Origin of the sequence: Corynebacterium sp. MSK008 (assembly GCF_030232585.1) — a bacterium.
Taxonomy (GTDB): domain Bacteria; phylum Actinomycetota; class Actinomycetes; order Mycobacteriales; family Mycobacteriaceae; genus Corynebacterium.
In genome coordinates this window covers 97,375-115,103 of sequence record NZ_JASPJX010000005.1, presented here as the reverse complement: position 1 = coordinate 115,103, position 17,729 = coordinate 97,375, and the positions used below count along the sequence as shown (strand labels likewise).

The 17,729-nt window shown below is 66.5% G+C and carries 19 protein-coding genes; 5 read left to right on the top strand and 14 right to left on the bottom strand.

The window, feature by feature from the left end; genetic code table 11:
- Position 1: 1 nt before the first annotated feature.
- From QP996_RS05560 to QP996_RS05535, 6 genes are all read right to left on the bottom strand, one after another.
- Complete coding sequence (locus QP996_RS05560; RefSeq protein ID WP_284871640.1) at positions 2-607, bottom strand: hypothetical protein; 606 nt, start codon at positions 605-607, stop codon at positions 2-4.
- Between the two features lie 10 nt (positions 608-617).
- Complete coding sequence (gene hemB, locus QP996_RS05555) at positions 618-1,619, bottom strand: porphobilinogen synthase (RefSeq protein ID WP_502870116.1); 1,002 nt, start codon at positions 1,617-1,619, stop codon at positions 618-620.
- Positions 1,620-1,667: 48 nt separating this feature from the next.
- The gene (locus QP996_RS05550) at positions 1,668-3,395 is read right to left on the bottom strand and encodes a uroporphyrinogen-III synthase (RefSeq protein ID WP_284871638.1); all 1,728 of its coding nucleotides are present in this window, start codon (positions 3,393-3,395) and stop codon (positions 1,668-1,670) included.
- A 428-nt stretch (positions 3,396-3,823) separates the two neighbouring features.
- A complete protein-coding gene (hemC, locus tag QP996_RS05545; RefSeq protein WP_284871637.1) occupies positions 3,824-4,705 on the bottom strand; it encodes a hydroxymethylbilane synthase in 882 nt (293 codons plus the stop codon).
- On the bottom strand, positions 4,706-6,031 hold the full coding sequence (locus QP996_RS05540) for a glutamyl-tRNA reductase (protein WP_284871636.1): 1,326 nt from the start codon (positions 6,029-6,031) through the stop codon (positions 4,706-4,708).
- 46 nt (positions 6,032-6,077) lie between these two features.
- Positions 6,078-6,314, bottom strand: coding sequence for a glutaredoxin family protein (locus tag QP996_RS05535; RefSeq protein WP_284871635.1), 237 nt, complete (start codon positions 6,312-6,314; stop codon positions 6,078-6,080).
- Positions 6,315-6,398: 84 nt separating this feature from the next.
- Here QP996_RS05535 and QP996_RS05530 point away from each other — a divergent pair, with 84 nt between their 5' ends.
- Both QP996_RS05530 and QP996_RS05525 read left to right on the top strand, forming a co-directional pair.
- Complete coding sequence (locus tag QP996_RS05530) at positions 6,399-7,403, top strand: HAD family hydrolase (protein ID WP_284871634.1); 1,005 nt, start codon at positions 6,399-6,401, stop codon at positions 7,401-7,403.
- Between the two features lie 13 nt (positions 7,404-7,416).
- Positions 7,417-7,920 (top strand): GNAT family N-acetyltransferase, encoded by a 504-nt coding sequence (locus QP996_RS05525; RefSeq protein ID WP_284871633.1) that lies wholly within the window; start codon positions 7,417-7,419, stop codon positions 7,918-7,920.
- Positions 7,921-8,199: 279 nt separating this feature from the next.
- Here QP996_RS05525 and QP996_RS05520 read toward each other — a convergent pair whose 3' ends face one another.
- The 5 genes from QP996_RS05520 to QP996_RS05500 all read right to left on the bottom strand — a co-directional run bounded on the left by QP996_RS05520 (position 8,200) and on the right by QP996_RS05500 (position 11,509).
- On the bottom strand, positions 8,200-8,301 hold the full coding sequence (locus QP996_RS05520) for a 30S ribosomal protein bS22 (RefSeq protein ID WP_003855542.1): 102 nt from the start codon (positions 8,299-8,301) through the stop codon (positions 8,200-8,202).
- A gap of 208 nt (positions 8,302-8,509) precedes the next feature.
- Positions 8,510-8,701 (bottom strand): helix-turn-helix domain-containing protein, encoded by a 192-nt coding sequence (locus tag QP996_RS05515; protein WP_034997092.1) that lies wholly within the window; start codon positions 8,699-8,701, stop codon positions 8,510-8,512.
- Between the two features lie 178 nt (positions 8,702-8,879).
- Positions 8,880-9,701 carry a pyrroline-5-carboxylate reductase gene (gene proC, locus QP996_RS05510; protein WP_350309510.1) on the bottom strand — a complete coding sequence of 274 codons (822 nt, stop codon included), beginning with the start codon at positions 9,699-9,701 and terminating at the stop codon, positions 8,880-8,882.
- A gap of 15 nt (positions 9,702-9,716) precedes the next feature.
- Positions 9,717-10,544, bottom strand: coding sequence for a hypothetical protein (locus QP996_RS05505; protein ID WP_284871631.1), 828 nt, complete (start codon positions 10,542-10,544; stop codon positions 9,717-9,719).
- Entirely contained in the window at positions 10,544-11,509 is a 966-nt protein-coding gene (locus QP996_RS05500; protein ID WP_284871630.1) for a Ppx/GppA family phosphatase, read from the bottom strand. The genes QP996_RS05505 and QP996_RS05500 overlap by 1 nt, the downstream gene beginning before the upstream one ends.
- A gap of 33 nt (positions 11,510-11,542) precedes the next feature.
- Here QP996_RS05500 and QP996_RS05495 point away from each other — a divergent pair, with 33 nt between their 5' ends.
- A complete protein-coding gene (locus tag QP996_RS05495; RefSeq protein ID WP_284871629.1) occupies positions 11,543-12,454 on the top strand; it encodes a DUF3109 family protein in 912 nt (303 codons plus the stop codon).
- 7 nt (positions 12,455-12,461) lie between these two features.
- On the opposite strand, the gene QP996_RS05490 is transcribed toward QP996_RS05495, so the two are convergent.
- Genes QP996_RS05490 through QP996_RS05480 form a run of 3 tightly spaced genes read right to left on the bottom strand, consistent with a single transcriptional unit; the run spans position 12,462 to position 15,084 of the window.
- Positions 12,462-13,151, bottom strand: coding sequence for a response regulator (locus tag QP996_RS05490; RefSeq protein WP_284871628.1), 690 nt, complete (start codon positions 13,149-13,151; stop codon positions 12,462-12,464).
- Position 13,152: 1 nt separating this feature from the next.
- A complete protein-coding gene (locus tag QP996_RS05485; RefSeq protein WP_284871627.1) occupies positions 13,153-14,322 on the bottom strand; it encodes a sensor histidine kinase in 1,170 nt (389 codons plus the stop codon).
- A 15-nt stretch (positions 14,323-14,337) separates the two neighbouring features.
- Positions 14,338-15,084, bottom strand: a complete 747-nt coding sequence (locus tag QP996_RS05480; RefSeq protein ID WP_284871626.1) for a phosphoglyceromutase — start codon at positions 15,082-15,084, stop codon at positions 14,338-14,340.
- A 294-nt stretch (positions 15,085-15,378) separates the two neighbouring features.
- On the opposite strand from QP996_RS05480, the gene QP996_RS05475 reads away from it, so the two are divergent.
- Both QP996_RS05475 and QP996_RS05470 read left to right on the top strand, forming a co-directional pair.
- Positions 15,379-16,512, top strand: a complete 1,134-nt coding sequence (locus QP996_RS05475) for a chymotrypsin family serine protease (RefSeq protein WP_284871625.1) — start codon at positions 15,379-15,381, stop codon at positions 16,510-16,512.
- A gap of 104 nt (positions 16,513-16,616) precedes the next feature.
- Positions 16,617-17,726 carry a chymotrypsin family serine protease gene (locus QP996_RS05470; RefSeq protein WP_284871624.1) on the top strand — a complete coding sequence of 370 codons (1,110 nt, stop codon included), beginning with the start codon at positions 16,617-16,619 and terminating at the stop codon, positions 17,724-17,726.
- The last annotated feature ends 3 nt before the right edge of the window (positions 17,727-17,729 follow it).

Here is a 17,729-nt window from a genome sequence, read left to right as displayed (position 1 = left end):
CTTAGTTCTCCTTTTCCTCCGGCGCCTCCGCCGAATCCGTGGCACTGCCGGACTTGCCCTTGGGCGGCTTGGTCCACGCCACGGAGTCCTTATCCACTGAATAGATCACGCCCATCACGCCCGCAACACCAAGGATGATCTGGACCACGCCATCTATGCCGAACATCGCCGTCGGCACCGCGGTGGAGGCCGGCACCATCATGAACAGTGTGAGCATGCGCAACGCGAAGAACACGGAGAAGATCTGCAGCAGCCGGCGGGCGTTTTCCGCCCATTTCGCCTGCTTTTGCACGGCGCGGAGGGCGAAGAAGAACAGCAGGATCACGCCGAGTTGTAACAGCGCCATGATGAAAATGGAGCCGTACACGCTGGCGTTCATCAGCGCCTCGGAGACCTCGCCGTCGCCGTTGGTGGCGCGTTCCTTGGCCACCTCGCGCAGCGCGGACGGGTCGATCACGCTCGCCGCGACGGCGAAGATCTGGTGCAAAAGCTCCCCGCCGATCATCACGGCCCACGCCGCGAGCATGTAGCGCACGGCTTCGGGCATGGAGCCCTTTTGCTTCTCGACGGCCTCCGGTCCCACCCTGCTCGGCGATCCCGGGTTCATTGGCGGCAAGCTAACCATTGAGCCTCTTTGCTGCCTCGATGGCGTAGTAGGTGAAAATTTGGTCTGCGCCGGCGCGCTTGATGGACACCAACGCTTCCATCATTGTCTCCTCGTAGTCGATCCAGCCATTCTGGCCGGCCGCGTTGAGCATGGCGTACTCGCCGGAGACTTGGTAGGCGGCCACTGGCACCGGGGACATTTCGGCGATCTTGGCCAGCACGTCCAGGTACGGCAGCGCGGGCTTGACCATGACAAAGTCCGCGCCTTCGACGATGTCCAGCTCCGTCTCCAGAAGCGACTCGCGCACGTTCGCCGGGTCCTGCTGGTAGGTGCGGCGGTCGCCCTTCAGCGAGGAGCCGACCGCGTCGCGGAACGGCCCGAAGAACTTGGAGGCGTACTTCGCGGAGTAGGCCATGATGGCAACGTCGGCAAAGCCCGCGCGATCAAGCGCCCCGCGAATCTTTTCAATCTGGCCGTCCATCATGCCGGACGGGCTGACAATGTGCGCGCCCGCGCGCGCCTGGGCCACCGCCATCTCGCAGTAGATCTCCACGGTGGGGTCGTTGTCCACCACCTCCCTGCCGTGTGCGTCAGTGGTGAGCACACCGCAGTGGCCGTGGTCGGTGAACTCGTCCAGGCAGGTGTCCGCCATGATGATCAGCTCGTCGCCGAACTCCTTGCGCAACAGCGCAATCGCCCGGTTGAGCACGCCGTCGTCGGCAACGGCAACGGAGCCGGTGGCGTCCTTGTCCTCCTCGCGCGGCACGCCGAACAGGTCCACGCACTTCACGCCGAGCGCGAGCGCCTCGCGGCAGATCTCCACCAGTGACTCCGGGGTGTGCTGGTACACGCCCGGCATGGACGGGATCTCCCGCGGAGCGTCGATGCCGTCGGCGATGAACAGCGGGAGGATGAAGTCGGCCGGGTGCAGGCGCGTCTCCGTGACAAACTCACGGATAGCGGGGGTTTGCCGCAAGCGGCGGGGGCGTCGAATCAAGTCGTAATCAGCCATGCGCCACATCTTAGAACGCGCACCCGACACGACCCAGCTGGCGCATTTCTAGCCAGCCGCGGCCGCGGTGTCCTCGCCGGTGCTCTTCGCAGCTTTCCGACGCTTCTTGCGCGGCGGCGGCAACTGCCCCGACGCGCGCAGCCCCGCCACGTGGTCCGCCAAGGCGTCGACGAGGTGGGGGATGTCGGCGACCTCCGGGACGACGTCGACACGCAAGCCTTGCTCCCGCGCCTCCGCCTCGGTGACCGGGCCGATGCAAGCGATGATCGTGCGCGAATGCGGTTTGCCCGCAATACCCACGAGGTTCTTCACCGTCGACGGGGACGTGAAGCACACTGCGTCGAAGCCGCCGGTCTTGATCATGTCACGCGTCTCTGGCGGCGGCGGGGCGGCGCGCACGGTGCGGTAGGCGACCACGTCGTCGACCTCCCAGCCCTTCTCCTGCAGGCCGTCCACCAGCACATCGGAACCGAGGTCCGCGCGAGGCAGCAGCACGCGCGAAACCGGGTCGATGTCCTCGACGTACTCCGGGAACGCCTCCGCCAGCCCAGCCGCGTTCTGCTTCGTGCGGTGCGGCACGAGCTCCGGCTGCATGCCGCGGGCGATCAGCGCGTCGGCGGTCTTCTGCCCCACCGCGCCCAGGTGCACGCCGGCGAACGAGCGTGCGTCCAGGCCCAGCTCTGCAAACTTGGACCACACGGCATCGACGGCATTGACCGAGGTGAACAGGATCCACTGGTAGCGGCCCTCCACGATGCCCTTGATCGCGCGGTCCATCTGCGCCGGGTTGCGCGGCGGCTCCAGCGAAATCGTGGGCACGGACTGCGGGATCGCGCCGTGCTGCGACAGTCGGGCGTTCATCACCCCTGCCTGCGACTTCGCGCGCGGCACGAGCACACGCCAGCCGTAGAGCGGGCGGTTTTCCCACCACGAGTACTTCGAACGGTCGTCCGCCGCGCTGCCGAGGGTGACCACCAGCGGGCCCTCCAGCTCCGCGTCGAGCTTGCCCACGGTGCCCAGCGTCGCGTCGAACGTGCGCTGCAGGCGCGTGGTGCCGCGCGTGGTCACCGTCACCGGCGTCGACGCCTGGAAACCGCGCTGCGTGAGCTGCTCCACCATCTCCGCCAGGTGCTCCTGGTTCGCCTGCAGCACCAGCGGCTGCGGCGCGGCGGCGAGCTGGTCCCAGTCCACGTCGCCGTTGTTCAGGTCGGCTTCCGTGTAGGTCGAACCCAGCGCGATACCGGCGAACGACGGCACCGTCGACGGCAGCGACATCCCCGGCACCACCTGGAACTCCATGCCCTCGGCGGCCACCGCGGAGATCTCCTCCATCACGGAGTCGCGCGTCAGCGGGTTGCCGGAGACCAGGCGGATCACGTCGCCGTCGCCAGCCTCGCCGCGCTCCACAATGTCCGCGGCTTCCTTCAGTGCGAGCTTCAGCTTCTCGACGATCACTCCGCCATCCAGCCCAACCTCCTGCAACTCCGCAGCAGTCGGGTCCTCGGGGCGGGGCGGCTTACGCCTCGCGCCGGCCGCCTTCGCCTCGGCGCACATCTGCTCGTAGCGCTCGTTCGCCGCGTCCATCTTGGCTTTCGGCACTGGCAGCGCCGCCGCGACGACGCTTCGGACCCCCGTTGACACCTCAGGGTCCACGAGGGCGATAGAATTGGATTCCATTACCTCGCGGGCGCGAACCGTGAGCAACTCCGGGTTGCCCGGTCCAGCACCAACGAAGATCACCTTCCCCGGCTGGGGGGTGTGAGTGGGCTCTGTCATGGAGAAATCTCTTCTAGGCACAAATAAACCGCCCCCGCGCGGCTGGGTTCGCAGTGTTGATCGGCCTCAATACGGCCCACCGACCCGATTGCGCGGAGGGTATTGAACGTATGGTATCTCCACCATAAAATGCTTCAGCCCGAGAACAAAACCAGCGCTACATTCCAGTGCTTCTTGGGCTGCCGCGCCGCGAGCCCCCCGCGCCCTTCTGGCCCCGGCGCCTCCCCCGGGCCTTCAGCCCCCCGGATCGTCTAGCAGCGCGGTCTCCCTGCTAGACGATGACGTTCCTACCGACACACATTTCCAATACCACCTGGGGAAATGCTTCGCACGCACGCGGATCGTCTAGCAGCACGAGAGGGACTGCTAGACGATCCGCGAACCAGCAGATTCACCCCCGAGCCCAGACGCCCCCTCTAGCCCCGGCGCTACTCCATCACGTCGGCGGCGCCGCGCTCGAGCAGCGCCTCGGCGACCTTGCGCCCCAGCTCGGCCGGGTCTGTGCCCTGGGCTTCTTCCACCAGCTGGCGGGAACCGTCCAGGGCGAACACGCCGGCGCGCAGGGTCACATTAGTGCCTTCGAGCACCGCCGAGGCGGCCACCGGCGCGGTGCAGCCCGCTTCCAAACGGGCCAGGACGGCGCGCTCGGCGGTGGATTCGGCGGTGGCGGCGTCGTCGATAAGCTTGTCAATCGCCTCGCGCGCCACGGCGTCGTCGGAGCGGCACTCCACGGCCAGCGCGCCCTGGGCGGGAGCCGGCATGAACACCTCGGGAGAAAAGACCTCGGTGGCTCGGTCACCGTAGCCGCCGCGCACCAGTCCCGCGTACGCGAGGATGATCGCGTCCAGCTCGCCGTTTTCGACGTAGCTCATGCGCCGCTCGATGTTGCCGCGCAGCGGGCGGATGTCCAGGTCGGGGCGCATGGCCTTGAGCTGGGAGATGCGGCGCGGCGCGGAGGTGCCCACGCGCGCGCCTTCGGGCAGCTCGGCCAGGGTCAGTCCGTCGCGGGCGATGAGTGCTTCGCGGCTGTCCTCGCGGGTGGGGATGATCATGTGGGCGCGTGGCTCGTCGGCAGTGGGCAGGTCCTTGAACGAGTGGACCGCGATGTCCACCTCGCCGTTAAATAGCGCGTCGCGCAACGCGGAGGTGAACACGCCCACGCCGATGCGCTCCACAGGCGCCTGGGACAGGTCGCCCGGGGTGGTCACGATCTGCAGTTCGGCCGGGTGGCCGTGCTCGCCCAGCGCGTCGCGCACATGCCCGGTCTGGGTGGTGGCCAGGTGGGATCCGCGTGTACCAATCTTGAACATCTACTTCTCCTTGCCGTGCAGTTCCTCGGGCAGCGGCAGCTTCTGCGCGTCCACCGCCACGGAGGGGCTTTCCAGCCCGAACAATTCGGTGACCGCTTCTTCCACGCTCACCGTTTCCGCCGTCGCCGCCAGCTCTTTGATCTTCACTGTCGGCTGATGCAAAAGCTTATCGACGACACGCTTGACCATGCGGCTGACCTGATCAAAGTCGTCCTCGGACATCTCCGGAAGGCGGGTGCGCAGACGCTGCAGTTCCTGGCCGGAAATCTCCGCGGCGTTGCGGCGCAGACGGGTCACCGCCGGGGCCACCTCGCGTACGCGCTGCTCCGAGCCGAACGTGTCCACCTCTTCCGCCACGATCTCCTCGGCGCGGCGCAACGCGCGGGAGTCCTCGTTGTCGCTGCCACGCATTTTCTCGTGCAGGGACTCGATGTTGACTAGGTGCACGCCGTCGATGTCTGCCACGGCATCATCGATGTCGCGCGGCAGCGACAGGTCTGCCAGCACCAGCGGGCCGGGGATGTCGGTCGGGGTGATGGTGAACTCGTCGGAGGCGGTGGCGGAGACCACCAGGTCCACGCGGTCCAGCACCGAGGCGCGGTCGGCGAAGTCCACCACCTCGGCGGGCACGCCGGCCTCGCGGGAGTGCTCTGCCAGGCGTTCGGCGCGGTCGCGGGTGCGGTTCGTCAACACCAGCTTGTCTATACCCTTTTTGCCCAGGTGCGTTGCGGCTAGCGAGCTCATCGCGCCGGCGCCTAGGACGAGTGCGGTTTTGCCCCGGAGGTCGTCGACAAGCATTCGCTCCATCGCCTCCTCGAGTGCGACGGTGACCATGGACGCGCCCGAATCGTCGATGCCCGTTTCGGAGTGGACGCGCTTGCCGGTGTGCAGCGCCGCCTGGGCCAGCGAGTGGAGGTTCGGGCCCACGGTGCCGCGCTCCACGGCGTCGACGTAAGCGGAACGCACCTGGCCGATGATCTGCTGCTCGCCCACCACCATCGAATCCAGGCCCGATGCCACGGTGAAGATGTGCTCCGCGGCCGCGTCCGAGTAGCGCACGTACAGGTAACGGCGCAGTTCAGCCACGTCGACCCCGGAGACGCTGCCAAGCACTCGCAGCACGTCCTCCACCCCGGCGTGGAACGCGTTGGTGACGGTGTAGACCTCCAGGCGATTGCATGTGGAGATGATCATCGCCTCAGACAGCGACGGCTGCGCGATGAGGGCGCCCGCCGTGCCGTTTTGGACCTCCGCGTCCATGCTGAGCCGCTCCAGCAGGGCCACAGGCGCAGACCTGTGCGACATCCCCACAAGCAGAACACTCACGCAAAACCCTCCAGTCCGGTTGAAAATCACACTAAAGGATAGTCCTTTAGTTGGACAGCTCCGCGTCGAGGTCGTCGTTGTCCACTTCCCAGCAGGCGAACTCATCGCCGTCAATGACCACCACCGGCACGCGGTCGCCGTACTCCGCGGCCAACTCGGGGTCCTGGTCCACGTCCACAAGGGCGAGCTGAACGCCATGCTTTGCGACGACAGGCGCAATCTGGCCCGCCACCCGCTCGCACGAACCGCACGTGGACCGGACCATCAGTTCCACCTTTTTCATCCCCGCTCCTCCTGTGAGTGCATATGCCAGGGCGTTGTACGATTGCACACGCTAACACCCCCACCCGAAAGGGCCCGTAGTTCCATGTCTGATCAGCGCGAAATCCTCGCGCAGTGGTCCCAGTCCCAGGGCAACCTGCGCCGCTTCCTTGAAGAGCGCGTCATGCCCCCGCTCGACGACGACGCGCAGCGCACCGCCGGCCGCGCCGCCGCAGCCGCCGCGGTGGAAGAGACCTTCGGCATCAACATTGACGACTTCGCGCTCGGCGTGGACTCCGTCGGCGGCGCCTTCGAAACGGCCGGCCGCCAGAAGATCACCCCGCCCGACCCGGAGGTCCCCCAGGACACCGAGGCGGCCGCGTTTTTCGACGTGGACAACACGCTCATCCAGGGTTCCTCGCTGATCCTTTTGGCCCAGGGTCTGTTCCGGAAGCGGTTCATCACCCTGTCCGAGCTCGCGCCTGCCCTGCGCAAGCAGATCCGCTACCGCGTCTCCGGCTCCGAAAACGCCGACGACATCGCCGAGGGCCGCGAGCAGGCCCTGGCCATTGTGAAGGGCAAGAGCGTGGCGGAGCTCAAAGAGGCGTGCCGGGAGATCGTGGACAACCGGATGCTGGAGAAGTCCTACGCCGACACCATCGAACTGGCCTCCATGCACCTCGCCGCCGGGCAGCAGGTGTGGTTGGTGTCCGCCACCCCGGTGCAGATCGGCCAGGCACTCGCCGAAACGCTCGGATTCACCGGGGCGCTCGGCACCGTGGCGGAGGAAGAAGACGGCAAGTTCACCGGCCGCCTCGTCGGCGACATCCTCCACGGCCCCGGCAAGAAACACGCCGTGGCAGCCCTGGCGGCGCTGCAGCAGCTGGACCTGTCCAAGTGCACCGCCTACTCCGACAGCATCAACGACCTGCCCATGCTGGACATGGTCGGCTCGCCGGTGGCGGTCAACCCGGACCGGGCGCTGCGCAAGCACGCCAAGGCGCAGGGCTGGGCGGTGCGCGACTACCGCTCCGTGCGCCGGGCGGTGCGCGCCGGCGTGGTCCCGGCCGTGCTGGCGGGCGCGGGCCTGTGGTGGTGGCGGAAGCGGTAGGCGAGGACTCACCGTGGATAATGCTTTTGCGCTGCGCACCCCGCGGCTCAGGTTGTCGGCGCCCGCGGACACGGATATCGACGCCATCTTTGACATCCATTCCGACACCCGCACCTACGAGCACCGACCCGAGCTGGCCATGAAGACCAGAGACGAAGCCGTCGAGCTGGCACAGTCTTGGCAAAAGAATTGGATTGAAAAGCAGCTGGGCTACTACACCGTGCACACGCTCGACGGCACGACCATCGGTTTTACAGGGGTACGCCACAGTGCAGAGGCTGGCGAGGACGTCCTGAACCTCTACTACCGTTTCGCACCCGAATCGCAGGGCAAGGGCTACGCCAAGGAGGCCGCAGCCGCTGCGATTGCCAGCGCACGCGAGCGTTTTCCACAGCTGCCCATCGTCGCCATCATCGACCCGTCCAATCAAGCGTCCATTGGCCTTGCGCTCAAACTCGGTCTACAACACGTCCCTGGTGCAGGCGTTCCAGGCGACTACGAGGTGTACCGGCTGTAGATCAGCGGTGGGTGCTCGGCCACGGCTCCACTGGCATCATACGGCCCATATTACGTAGCCAGAGGGATGCGTCTCCCTGACGCGGGGTCGGGGGCCATTGGCTCCTAGATGCTTACCCCAGGATGCTTACTTCTCGAGTGACGCGTCGGTTGCCGCCGGAGTTTCGTCGAGAAGTAAGCGTTTAGAAGTAAGCATCCTCGGTCGGTAAGCATCTAGGAGTAAGCATCTGCCTCAGAAACGAAAAACCCGCCCTCGATGGGGCGGGTGAAAGCGCACGGCTTACTTGCCGAGCTTACGACGCTGCACGCGAGTGCGGCGGAGCATCTTGCGGTGCTTCTTCTTGGACATGCGCTTGCGGCGCTTCTTAATCACTGAACCCATGGGGCTACCTCTTTCCTGTTCAAAGTGCGTACGTACGCGGCCGGCGCAACCGCTTGCGCGGCTCGCGGGAGGTGCACACTCCCACAGGGGGTGGCCGACCTGATCGTTCAAAGCATACCGGCAGGGCTTTTCAGGGCCAAAAACACCCGCCGCATCGGAAACCGGCGCGGCGGGTGTGTTCTCGAGGTCCTGTAAACGAGACCGGTGACTATCCCACGTCGTAGACGGAGGACTCCAGGTACTCGCTCACTGCCGTCTCGTTCACGCGGAAGGAGCGGCCCACGCGGACGGCGGGCAGCTCGCCGGAGTGGACGAGGCGGTAGACGGTCATCTTGGATACGCGCATGATCTCCGCGACCTCGGCGACCGTCAGGAACTTTCCTTTATCTTCGTTAACCACTTAATTCATACCTCTCGGCACGCAAACGCGCTGCAGGCTTCCCCTCCCGCAGGACGAACACGCACGTGCTTGAACCACCCTAACGTGAAACCAGCGTCGAGTGCGACTTAAGTGGAAGAAAATTTTCAAAGTGCAGGCAGTGAACCCACAGAAACGGGTGTGAAAGTTGGGATTCGGGCTACTTGCCCAATTCGTCCGAGCGCTCCGCGCAGATCTCGGTGGCGCGGTAGAACGCGCCGCGCAGGCCGGACTCTTCCAGCTCGCGGATCGCGCGCACCGTGGTGCCTGCCGGCGAGGAGACCTTCGCCCGCAGCTGCACGGGGCTGTCCTCGCTCTCGAGCATCGCGCCGGCGCCGGCGGCGGTCGCACAGGCGAGCTGCTCGGCCAGGTCGCGCGGCAGGCCGAGCGACACGCCCGCGTCAACGAGCGCCTCCGCCACCAGGAAGAAGTACGCGGGACCGGATCCGGAGATCGCGGTCACGGCGTCCATCTGGGATTCGTCGACCTGGACCACCTGCCCCGCGGCGGACAGCAGCTCCACCACGGCCTCGCGCTGCTCCTCGCCGACGAAGCGTCCGCAGGCAGCGGCGAGGACACCTTTGCCCACCAGCATCGGCGTATTCGGCATTACACGCACGATCGGGGTGCCGGCGGCGGAGACGGCCTCTTCCATCGCGGCGATGGTCACGCCCGCGGCCATGGAGACCAGCACGGTCGAAGAACCCGAGTCGGTCAGCTCCTCGCCGACCTCCGCGATGACGCCCAGGATCTGCGCGGGCTTGACGCACAGCAGCGCCACGTCGGCGCCGCGCACGGCCTCACGGTTGTCGGAGGTGGTGCGCACGCCGTAGCGCTCCGCCAGCTCGGCGCTGCGGGCCGAGGACCTGTTCGTCGCGGTGATGGAGCCCGGCTCCACCCCATTGGCGACGAGGCCCGAGATGAAAGCCTCGCCGATGTTGCCTGCACCAATGACGGCGATGCGTTCCATGTCGCTCCTCAAATGTTGTTGGGCGTTTTACAGCAGTGCCGGGCCGAAAGCCACCACGGCGGCGGCCAGGCCAGCGATGATCATGGTCACTTTGTCGCGGCCGCCAGCCATCGCCCCGACGGCGGCGACCACCGCGGCCACGACACCGACGCCGACCAGCGCCGCCACAACGACCATCGTGTTAGCCCACAGCCACTTAAACGCCAGGAAGCCCAGCACGCCCAGCAGCACGCCGAAGAACACCAGCAGGACCAAAAGGATCGGGTTGACGGACGCCTCCTCGACCTCATAGTCGGTGTCGTATTCTGCGTCGCGGGGTTCCTCGCGCAGCTGCTGGGGCTCCGGCGCGTCGACTGTGCGGATCTCGTTGGTGTCGTCCGGCTGCGCGAGCTTCTGCTTTGCGACGGGCTCCGCCTTGCCCTCATCGTTGCCCTCGACCTTGCCCTCGACTTTGCCCTCGACCTTGCGCAGCACCGTCGTCTCGTCGCTGGCTGGCTGCACCTTCGCGACCGAAGATCCCGCGGGCGCTGGCTGCTCAGCCGGCTTCGGCGCGGGCTTCGGTTCAGCCGGCTTCGGCTCCACCTTCGACGCGGCCGGTTCGGCCGGCTTCGGCTCGGGTTTCGGCGCCTGGGTGGGGGTCTTTTGGGGGGTATCCGAAGGTGCGTCGATAGGCACGCTGGAGTGCTTCACCTCAGCGGGCTTGGCGTCGACCTTCTTAAACGAGTCGGTCAGCTCGGCGACGGAAACGCCGCCGTCCTCAAGGCTGCGGCGGCGACGCGGACGGCGCGCGCCGGACGGGTTTTCCTTCTCGGCGCGCGCGAGGAGCTCGGCAACAGTGAGCTGTTTGTCGGCCATTAGTTGTCGTCTCCTTCATTAGCTTCTTGCTCAGCGTCCAAAGACCCCTTGTCAATGCGCTTGAGAATCACACCCTCGCGCAAAGCCCACGGGCAGATCTCCAACTTATCAACATTCAACGCACGCATCGCAGCTTCCGCCACCAGCGCACCAGCCACGATCTGGTGGGAGCGGTCCGAGTTGATGCCCTCGAGCTCCGCGCGATCCGCCGCCGTCATGCGGGAGATGAACGCGATGAGCTGACGCAGACCCGGCGCGGTAAGGGTGCGCTGCACGAACGGGCCGGCGGACGACGGCGCAGCGCCGGTGAGGCGGGCCAGGGAGCGGAACGTCTTGGACGTGCCCACGGCCAGGCCGGTCTCCCCCATCGCCTTGAACTGCTCGGCAGGCCCGGCGAGCTCCGCGTCGATGTAGTCGCGCAGCATGTTGATCTTCTTGCGCTCCGGCGGGTCGGTGTCGAACCACTCATGGGTCAAGCGTCCCGCGCCCAGGTCTAGAGACACCGCGAGGTCCGGCATCTCCTCGGTGCCCGTGGAGATCTCCAGCGAGCCGCCGCCGATGTCGAAGTTAGTGATGCGACCTGCGGACCAGCCGTGCCAGCGGCGCGCCGCCAAAAACGTCAGGCGCGCCTCCTCCTCGCCGGAGAGGATGTTCAGCTTCACGCCGGTCTTCTTCTCCACGCGCTTGAGCACGTCTGCGGAGTTGGTGGCGGAGCGCACCGCGGAGGTGGCGAACGCCACGAGCTCCTCGCACTTGAGGTTGTCCGCGAGGTCGGATGCCTCCTGGACAGCGTCGACGAGCTTGTCCACGCCCTTGTCCTCGATATTGCCCTTTTTGTCCAGCAGCTCAACGAGACGCAGCGGCTGCTTCCAATCGCTCATCGGCGTCGGCCGGCTACCGCTGTACGCGTCGACCGCCACGAGATGGATCGTGTTGCTGCCGACATCTAATACACCTAATCGCACCACCCCAGGGTAACGGGTCTACCGTGTCCAGGTGTGAATCAACCAGCCCCGAAACCCGTTTTTCTCGGCTTCCCCGCGGACTCGCCGGCCGGCCGCTCCATCCTGGCGGGCCGCGAAACCCGCCCCGATTTCCCGCGCGAATGGTTCGAATTCGTCCACCCGGATGATCCGAACCACATCTTCTCCATCGACCTGACCTGGGCGGAAGCTACGTGGTCGTGCCGCTTCGGCACGCCCGAGTGCCTCGGTATCGACGAATCCAACCCGGCTGTGGGCTGCTGCATCCACGGCGCCTACATCGCGGACGAGGAAGACCGCGACACCGTCTACAACGCCGTCAAGGACATGCCAGCGAAGTACTGGCAGCTGCGCCCCGCCGAGACGGACGCCTACTTCGCCGCCAACGACCCGACGTGGCTCGAGCCGTGGCTGGAATGGGACGAGGAGGAAGAAGACGCGCTCGAACCAGACCCCGACGACGAAGAGGCCGGCCCCCACATCAAAACCAAAGTCGTCGACGGCGCCTGCATCTTCGCCAACCGCCCCGGCCACCCCACCGGCGCGGGCTGCGCCTTCCACCAGTTCGCCATGGCGGAGGGCCGCAACATCGTGGGCACCAAGCCGGAGGTGTGCTGGCAGGTGCCGTTTTCCCGCGAGGACGCGTGGGAGGAACGCTCGGACGGCCAGGAGATACTGCGCACCACCATCGGCGAGTACCACCGCCGTCAGTGGGGCGGCGGCGGAGAGGACTTCGACTGGTGGTGCACCTCTGCCCCCGCCTGCCACACCGGCGGCACACCTATCTGGCAGTCCATGAAAGACGAGCTCATCGCACTGATTGGGGAAAGGCCGTATGGTGTCGTCGCTAAGCATTGCGAAAAGCGAGCTCAGCTTAGCGACGACCTCCGGGCCACCCACCCCGCAACCCAAGCCGCGCGCGGGTAGCCGCGCCCTACGTCTCGAATTTGTAGCCGAGGCCGCGCACAGTGACGAGTTGGGTGGGGCGCGACGGCTCCGCCTCGATCTTGGTGCGCAGGCGCTTGACGTGCACGTCCAGGGTTTTGGTGTCACCGACGTAATCGGCGCCCCAAATGCGGTCGATCAGCTGGCCGCGGGTGAGCACCCGGCCGGCGTTACGCAGCAGGTACTCCAGAAGGTCGAATTCTTTCAGCGGCATGGGCACCGGCTGGCCGTCCACAAGCACCGTGTGGCGCTCCACATCCATGGTCACGCGGCCGCCCTGCAGCAACTGCTCGTCCGCCTCCTCGACCACCTCGGTCTCCGGACCGCGGCGCAGCACCGCGCGAATGCGGGCAACCAGCTCGCGGGTGGAGTACGGCTTAGTCACGTAATCGTCAGCGCCCAGCTCCAAGCCGACGACCTTGTCAATCTCGCTGTCGCGGGCGGTGACCATGATGATCGGCACAGACGACTCCGCGCGCAGCTTCTTGCACACTTCAGTGCCGCTCATGCCCGGCAGCATCAGGTCTAGCAGCACCAAATCGATGTCCTGGGATGCGAACAGATCCAGCCCCGTCTGGCCGTCGGCCGCCACAACCGCCTCGAAGCCTTCCTTGCGCAGCAGGTAGGCCAAAGGATCAGACAGCGATTCCTCGTCTTCAACGATGAGAATGGTCGTCACTTCACTCTTCCTTTTCTGTTCCGCCGGCGGCTTCGGGGTCGTAGAGGGGCAGCTCGATAGTGAACGTAGAGCCCGTCCCAGGTCTCGACCACAACGTAATGGTACCGCCATGGTTCGCCACCACATGCTTCACGATGGCCAAACCCAGCCCCGTGCCACCCGTCGAACGCGAGCGCGCCTTGTCCACCCGGTAGAACCGCTCAAACACCCGCTTCTGATCCTCCGGGGCAATACCGATCCCGCGGTCCGTGACCCGGATCAGCACCACGTTGTCGCGCACCAGCTTCTGCGTCACACTCACCGGCTGCCCGCTCGGGGAATAGTTGATCGCGTTGGTGATCAGATTCGACACCGCCACGGTGAGCATCGCCCGCTCCCCCATCACCCGCAGCCCCAGACGCTGGCCGCGGTTGAGCTCGATACCGTGGTTCTCCGCGGCGACCAGGTTGCGCGCCACCGCGTCGTCCACGATGTCGTCCACACGCACCGGCGCCATGTCCGGCAACGCCTCCGCACCCTGCAGCTTGGACAGAGAAATCAGATCCGTGATCATCTCCCCCATCCGGTGGGCCTCTTTGTGCAGCTTGTTGCCAAAGTAGTCCACCATCTCCGGGTCCGTGGGGTCCTGCAGCAGCGCCTCAGCCAAAAGCGCAATGCCGCCGACCGGGGTCTTCAGCTCGTGGGAGACGTTGGCCACGAAGTCGCGGCGCGCGTTTTCCATGCGCACGTTCTCGGACTCGTCAGAGCCGTATACGATGGCATAGGAGTTGTCCGTCAACGTCAGCGGCGCAATTAGGGCCCTGACGTTGCGGATGCGGCTGCCGGTGGTGCGCTGCGGCAAATCCAGGTCGAGCACAAGCTCTTCCTGCTGCTCAAGCACCTCCTTCGCCACTTCCAGCACGCGGGGGTTGACGCTGCCGTCGTGCACGATGGACATGTCGTGGGCCCGCGCGTTGGACAGCATCACGTTGCCGCTGCGGTTGATCACCGCGATACCGGTGGGCGAACCCTGCGTGACAAGGTGCAGCACCTGGCTGACCGTGGTCACAGTGTCGTCCTGCCCGCCGTCGTCAGCCCGGTTCCGGGCGCGCCAGCGAAGCGCCCGCTGGCCGAGCAGCACAGCGGGCACGGTCAGCGCGGCGCCGACGAGAAACGCGAGAATCGGCGACACAGCGTACTTCGAGGCTTACTTCTGGCCCTGGTTTGCCACCGCCGCGGCGCCAGCCTCGGCCGCCTCCGGATCCAGGTAGGTGCCGCCGGGGTTGAGCACCTTGCCGTTCTCATCAATCTCGTAGACCAGCGGCATACCGGTTGGGATGTTCAACCCCGCGATGTCCTCGTCTGAAATATTGTCCAGGTACTTCACCAGCGCACGCAGCGAGTTGCCGTGCGCTGCGACCATGACGTTCTTGCCTGCCATGGCGTGCGGCGCGATGACGTCGATGTAGTAGGGCAGGAAACGCTCCACCACATCCTTCAAGCACTCGGTGCGCGGCACCTCCGGCAGGAAGGCGTAGCGCGGATCGTTGGTCTGCGCGTACTCGTTGTCCGTGTCAATCTCCGGCGGCGGGGTGTCGTAGGAGCGACGCCACTCCATGAACTGCTCCTCGCCGAACTCGTCGCGGATCTCCGCCTTGTTCAGGCCCTGCAGCTTGCCGTAGTGGCGCTCGTTGAGACGCCAGTTGCGCTCCACCGGGATCCAGTGGCGATCCGCCGCGTTCAACGTGATGTTGGCGGTGCGGATCGCGCGGCGCAGCAGCGAGGTGAACAGGATGTCCGGCAAAACGTCCTTTTCCACCATCAGCTTGCCGGCGTTGACGGCCTCGGCCTCGCCCTGCTCGGTCAGGTCCACGTCCACCCAGCCGGTGAACTGGTTCGATTTGTTCCACTCGCTCTGCCCGTGGCGAACGAGAATCAGCTTTCCGTTACCCATGCCTTCAAGCATGCCACGGATGGGGACAGCTGTCGGGGGTTTGCCGGGGCGGGTGCGGTTTTGGGGCGTGTCGCGGTGCATCTCGGCTGCCCGGGCTCCGCTCGGACACCGCTCGGGCGCCGCTCGGGCACCGCTCGGGCGCTGCTCGGGCGCTGGATCCAGCTAGTAGCTCCTCCTTTATCGCCCCCAGGAGCCGACTAGCCGGATCCTTGTAGCTGGATCCGCGAGTGGAAGGGCTGGGTGTGAACGGGGTGGACAGCCCGCGTCGAGGGTGAGGGTTTAGGGTCTGAGGTCATGATCAAACTCCGCCCCGCAGCAACCCTTGCCGCCAGCCTCACAGCCGCCTGCGTCACCCTCGGTGCCCTCGGCGCCACAGCCCCCTCCACCCCCACCGCCGCCGCAGCCCCCGCGCTCGCAGCCCCCGGCGCGCCGATCGCCATGCTCAACGACGACTCCGACTCCTTCGAGCACACCGCGCGGTGCAGCCAGGGCCCGGTCGGCACCGTGCGCACCCCGGACGGGCAGACGAAGCAGGTGATGGTCACCGCGGCGCACTGCTTCGAGTCTAAAAGCAAAACCGTTCGGCCCACCGTGTTCGCCCCGGTGCGCGAGAACGGGAAGGTGGGCTACCCGCGGGTGGGTGACGTCGATAGGCAACGCACCCCGTTTGAGCTGGGCAACGGCGAGTTGATGGACTTCTACCGCATCATCGACGAGCCCGACTGGGTGACGGTTCGCCTCGCGCCCGGTGCCGGGGCGTCCGGTGTGTCCTCGTCGGTGGACCAGAAGGGCCGCGGCCCGTCCGCGCCGGTGGCGATCACGGGGGTGAAGGACTACCGCAACCTGCGCGGCGACGAGCTGATCAGCTTCGACAACGCCGGCCAACCCATCTGCAAGGACGGGATGCGCACGGGTCGCTCGTGCGGCGTTCAGATGTTCCGGACCCAGAACTTCGTGTGGCACTTCGGCGTGGGCTACGAGTCGGGCGATTCCGGCGGCATCAATTACGACCCGCGCACCGGCGAGGCTGTGGGGCTAAGCATCGTCGGCCTCGGTCCGCTGGGCAACTCGCAGCAGGTGGATCGCGCACTTGAGGACGCCTACGGCATCCCCGACGGCCAGGTCAACGAAGCCTTCACCCCGGCAGAACCCGCGCCGCGCGCCGACTTCGCGCCGCTGAACCAGGAAATCGCGGAGTTCTCCCCCAAGGCGCCGCAGCTTGTCGACGGCCCCCAGCCACGCGAGCTGCTCGACCGCGCCGTCATGGGCGCGCAGGCGGACGCGGCGCGTTTCAGCGCGGAAGCCGCGCAGCTGCCGCGGGCCGAAGATCCGGTCGCGGCGGCCCAGGACCTCGCTGGTCGCGCGAATGCGGCGGCGCAGCAGCACGCGGGTGATGTCCGCAGCGCCGTCGACGCGTTCCTGCGCTAGATCACACCGCTGACCACCAGTGTCAGTTTCCGGGGCGAAGATCGGGTGTGCGCGTTAAGCTAATGCTCATGCGATTCAGTCTCCGAACCCCGACCGTAGCCCTCGTGGCAGCCAGCATCCTTGCAGCTCAAGCCATCCCCGCACCGGCGGAAGCCGCGCCCGCGCTCGTCGCACCCGGCGCGCCGATGCGAGCGTTCCCGCAGGACCCGCCAAAGACGATCGACCTGCCTACCGGCCAGAAGCTGACCATGCCGCGCGACGGCTGGGCCGGCACCTGCTCCCAGGGCCCCAACGGCACCCTGCACCTGCCCGGCAAGGAACCGCAGCGCGTGATGCTCACGGCCTCCCACTGCGTGAACACCATGCCCGGCTTCCCGGAGATAAAAAACGAGTTCTACGCCCCCGTGGGCACCGAGTACAAGCGCATCGGCGAGCGCGTGGCATCCAACCACGTCACCCCGGAAGCCATGAACCTGGGCGACCCGATGCAGTCCATCCGCACCGCCGACTGGGGCGTGGTGCGCATCGACGACGGCGTGACCGAAACCGGCCTGTCCCACTCCCGCGACTTCAACGGCGGCGTGCAGGGCGAACCGGTGAAGATCACGCATGTGCGCGACTTCCGCACGCTCGCCCCGGGCGAGGTCTCGGTCGACAACTTCGGCCAGCCCATCTGCAAGGACGGCGCCACCACGGGCCGCACCTGCGCCAAGCAGATCGGCCGCACCCGCAACGGCGTCTACAGCTGGGGGCTGAACTACGTGCAGGGCGACTCCGGCGGCGTGAACTTCGACCCGCGAGACGGCGCCGCCATCGGCGTGTCCTCCATGACGCTCGGGCCGCTCGGCAAGGCGCAGCCGGTGGACCGCATTCTTGAGGACGCCTACGGCATCCCCGACGGCCACGTCAACGAAGCGTTCACCCCCACCGATTCCACCGCGCCGCGCGAGGACTTCACCACCTCCGGCGCGGAAGAAGAACGCGTCTCGGCCGAGATCGAGCGCCTCAACCCCAACCTCAAGCCGCCAGTGCCTCGCGACGAGCTCCGCAAAGCCGTCGACAACGCCAAGCAAGAGGCCGCCGGTCTGGCACAGAAGGCCTCGCAGGGCCAGTTCGACCCAGCGGAGATCAACCGCGCCATCGGATACCACTCCGACCGCATCGGCTACTGGGGCGGGGCCTCCCTCGGCGAGGAGATCGCCAAGCGCCTCTAAACG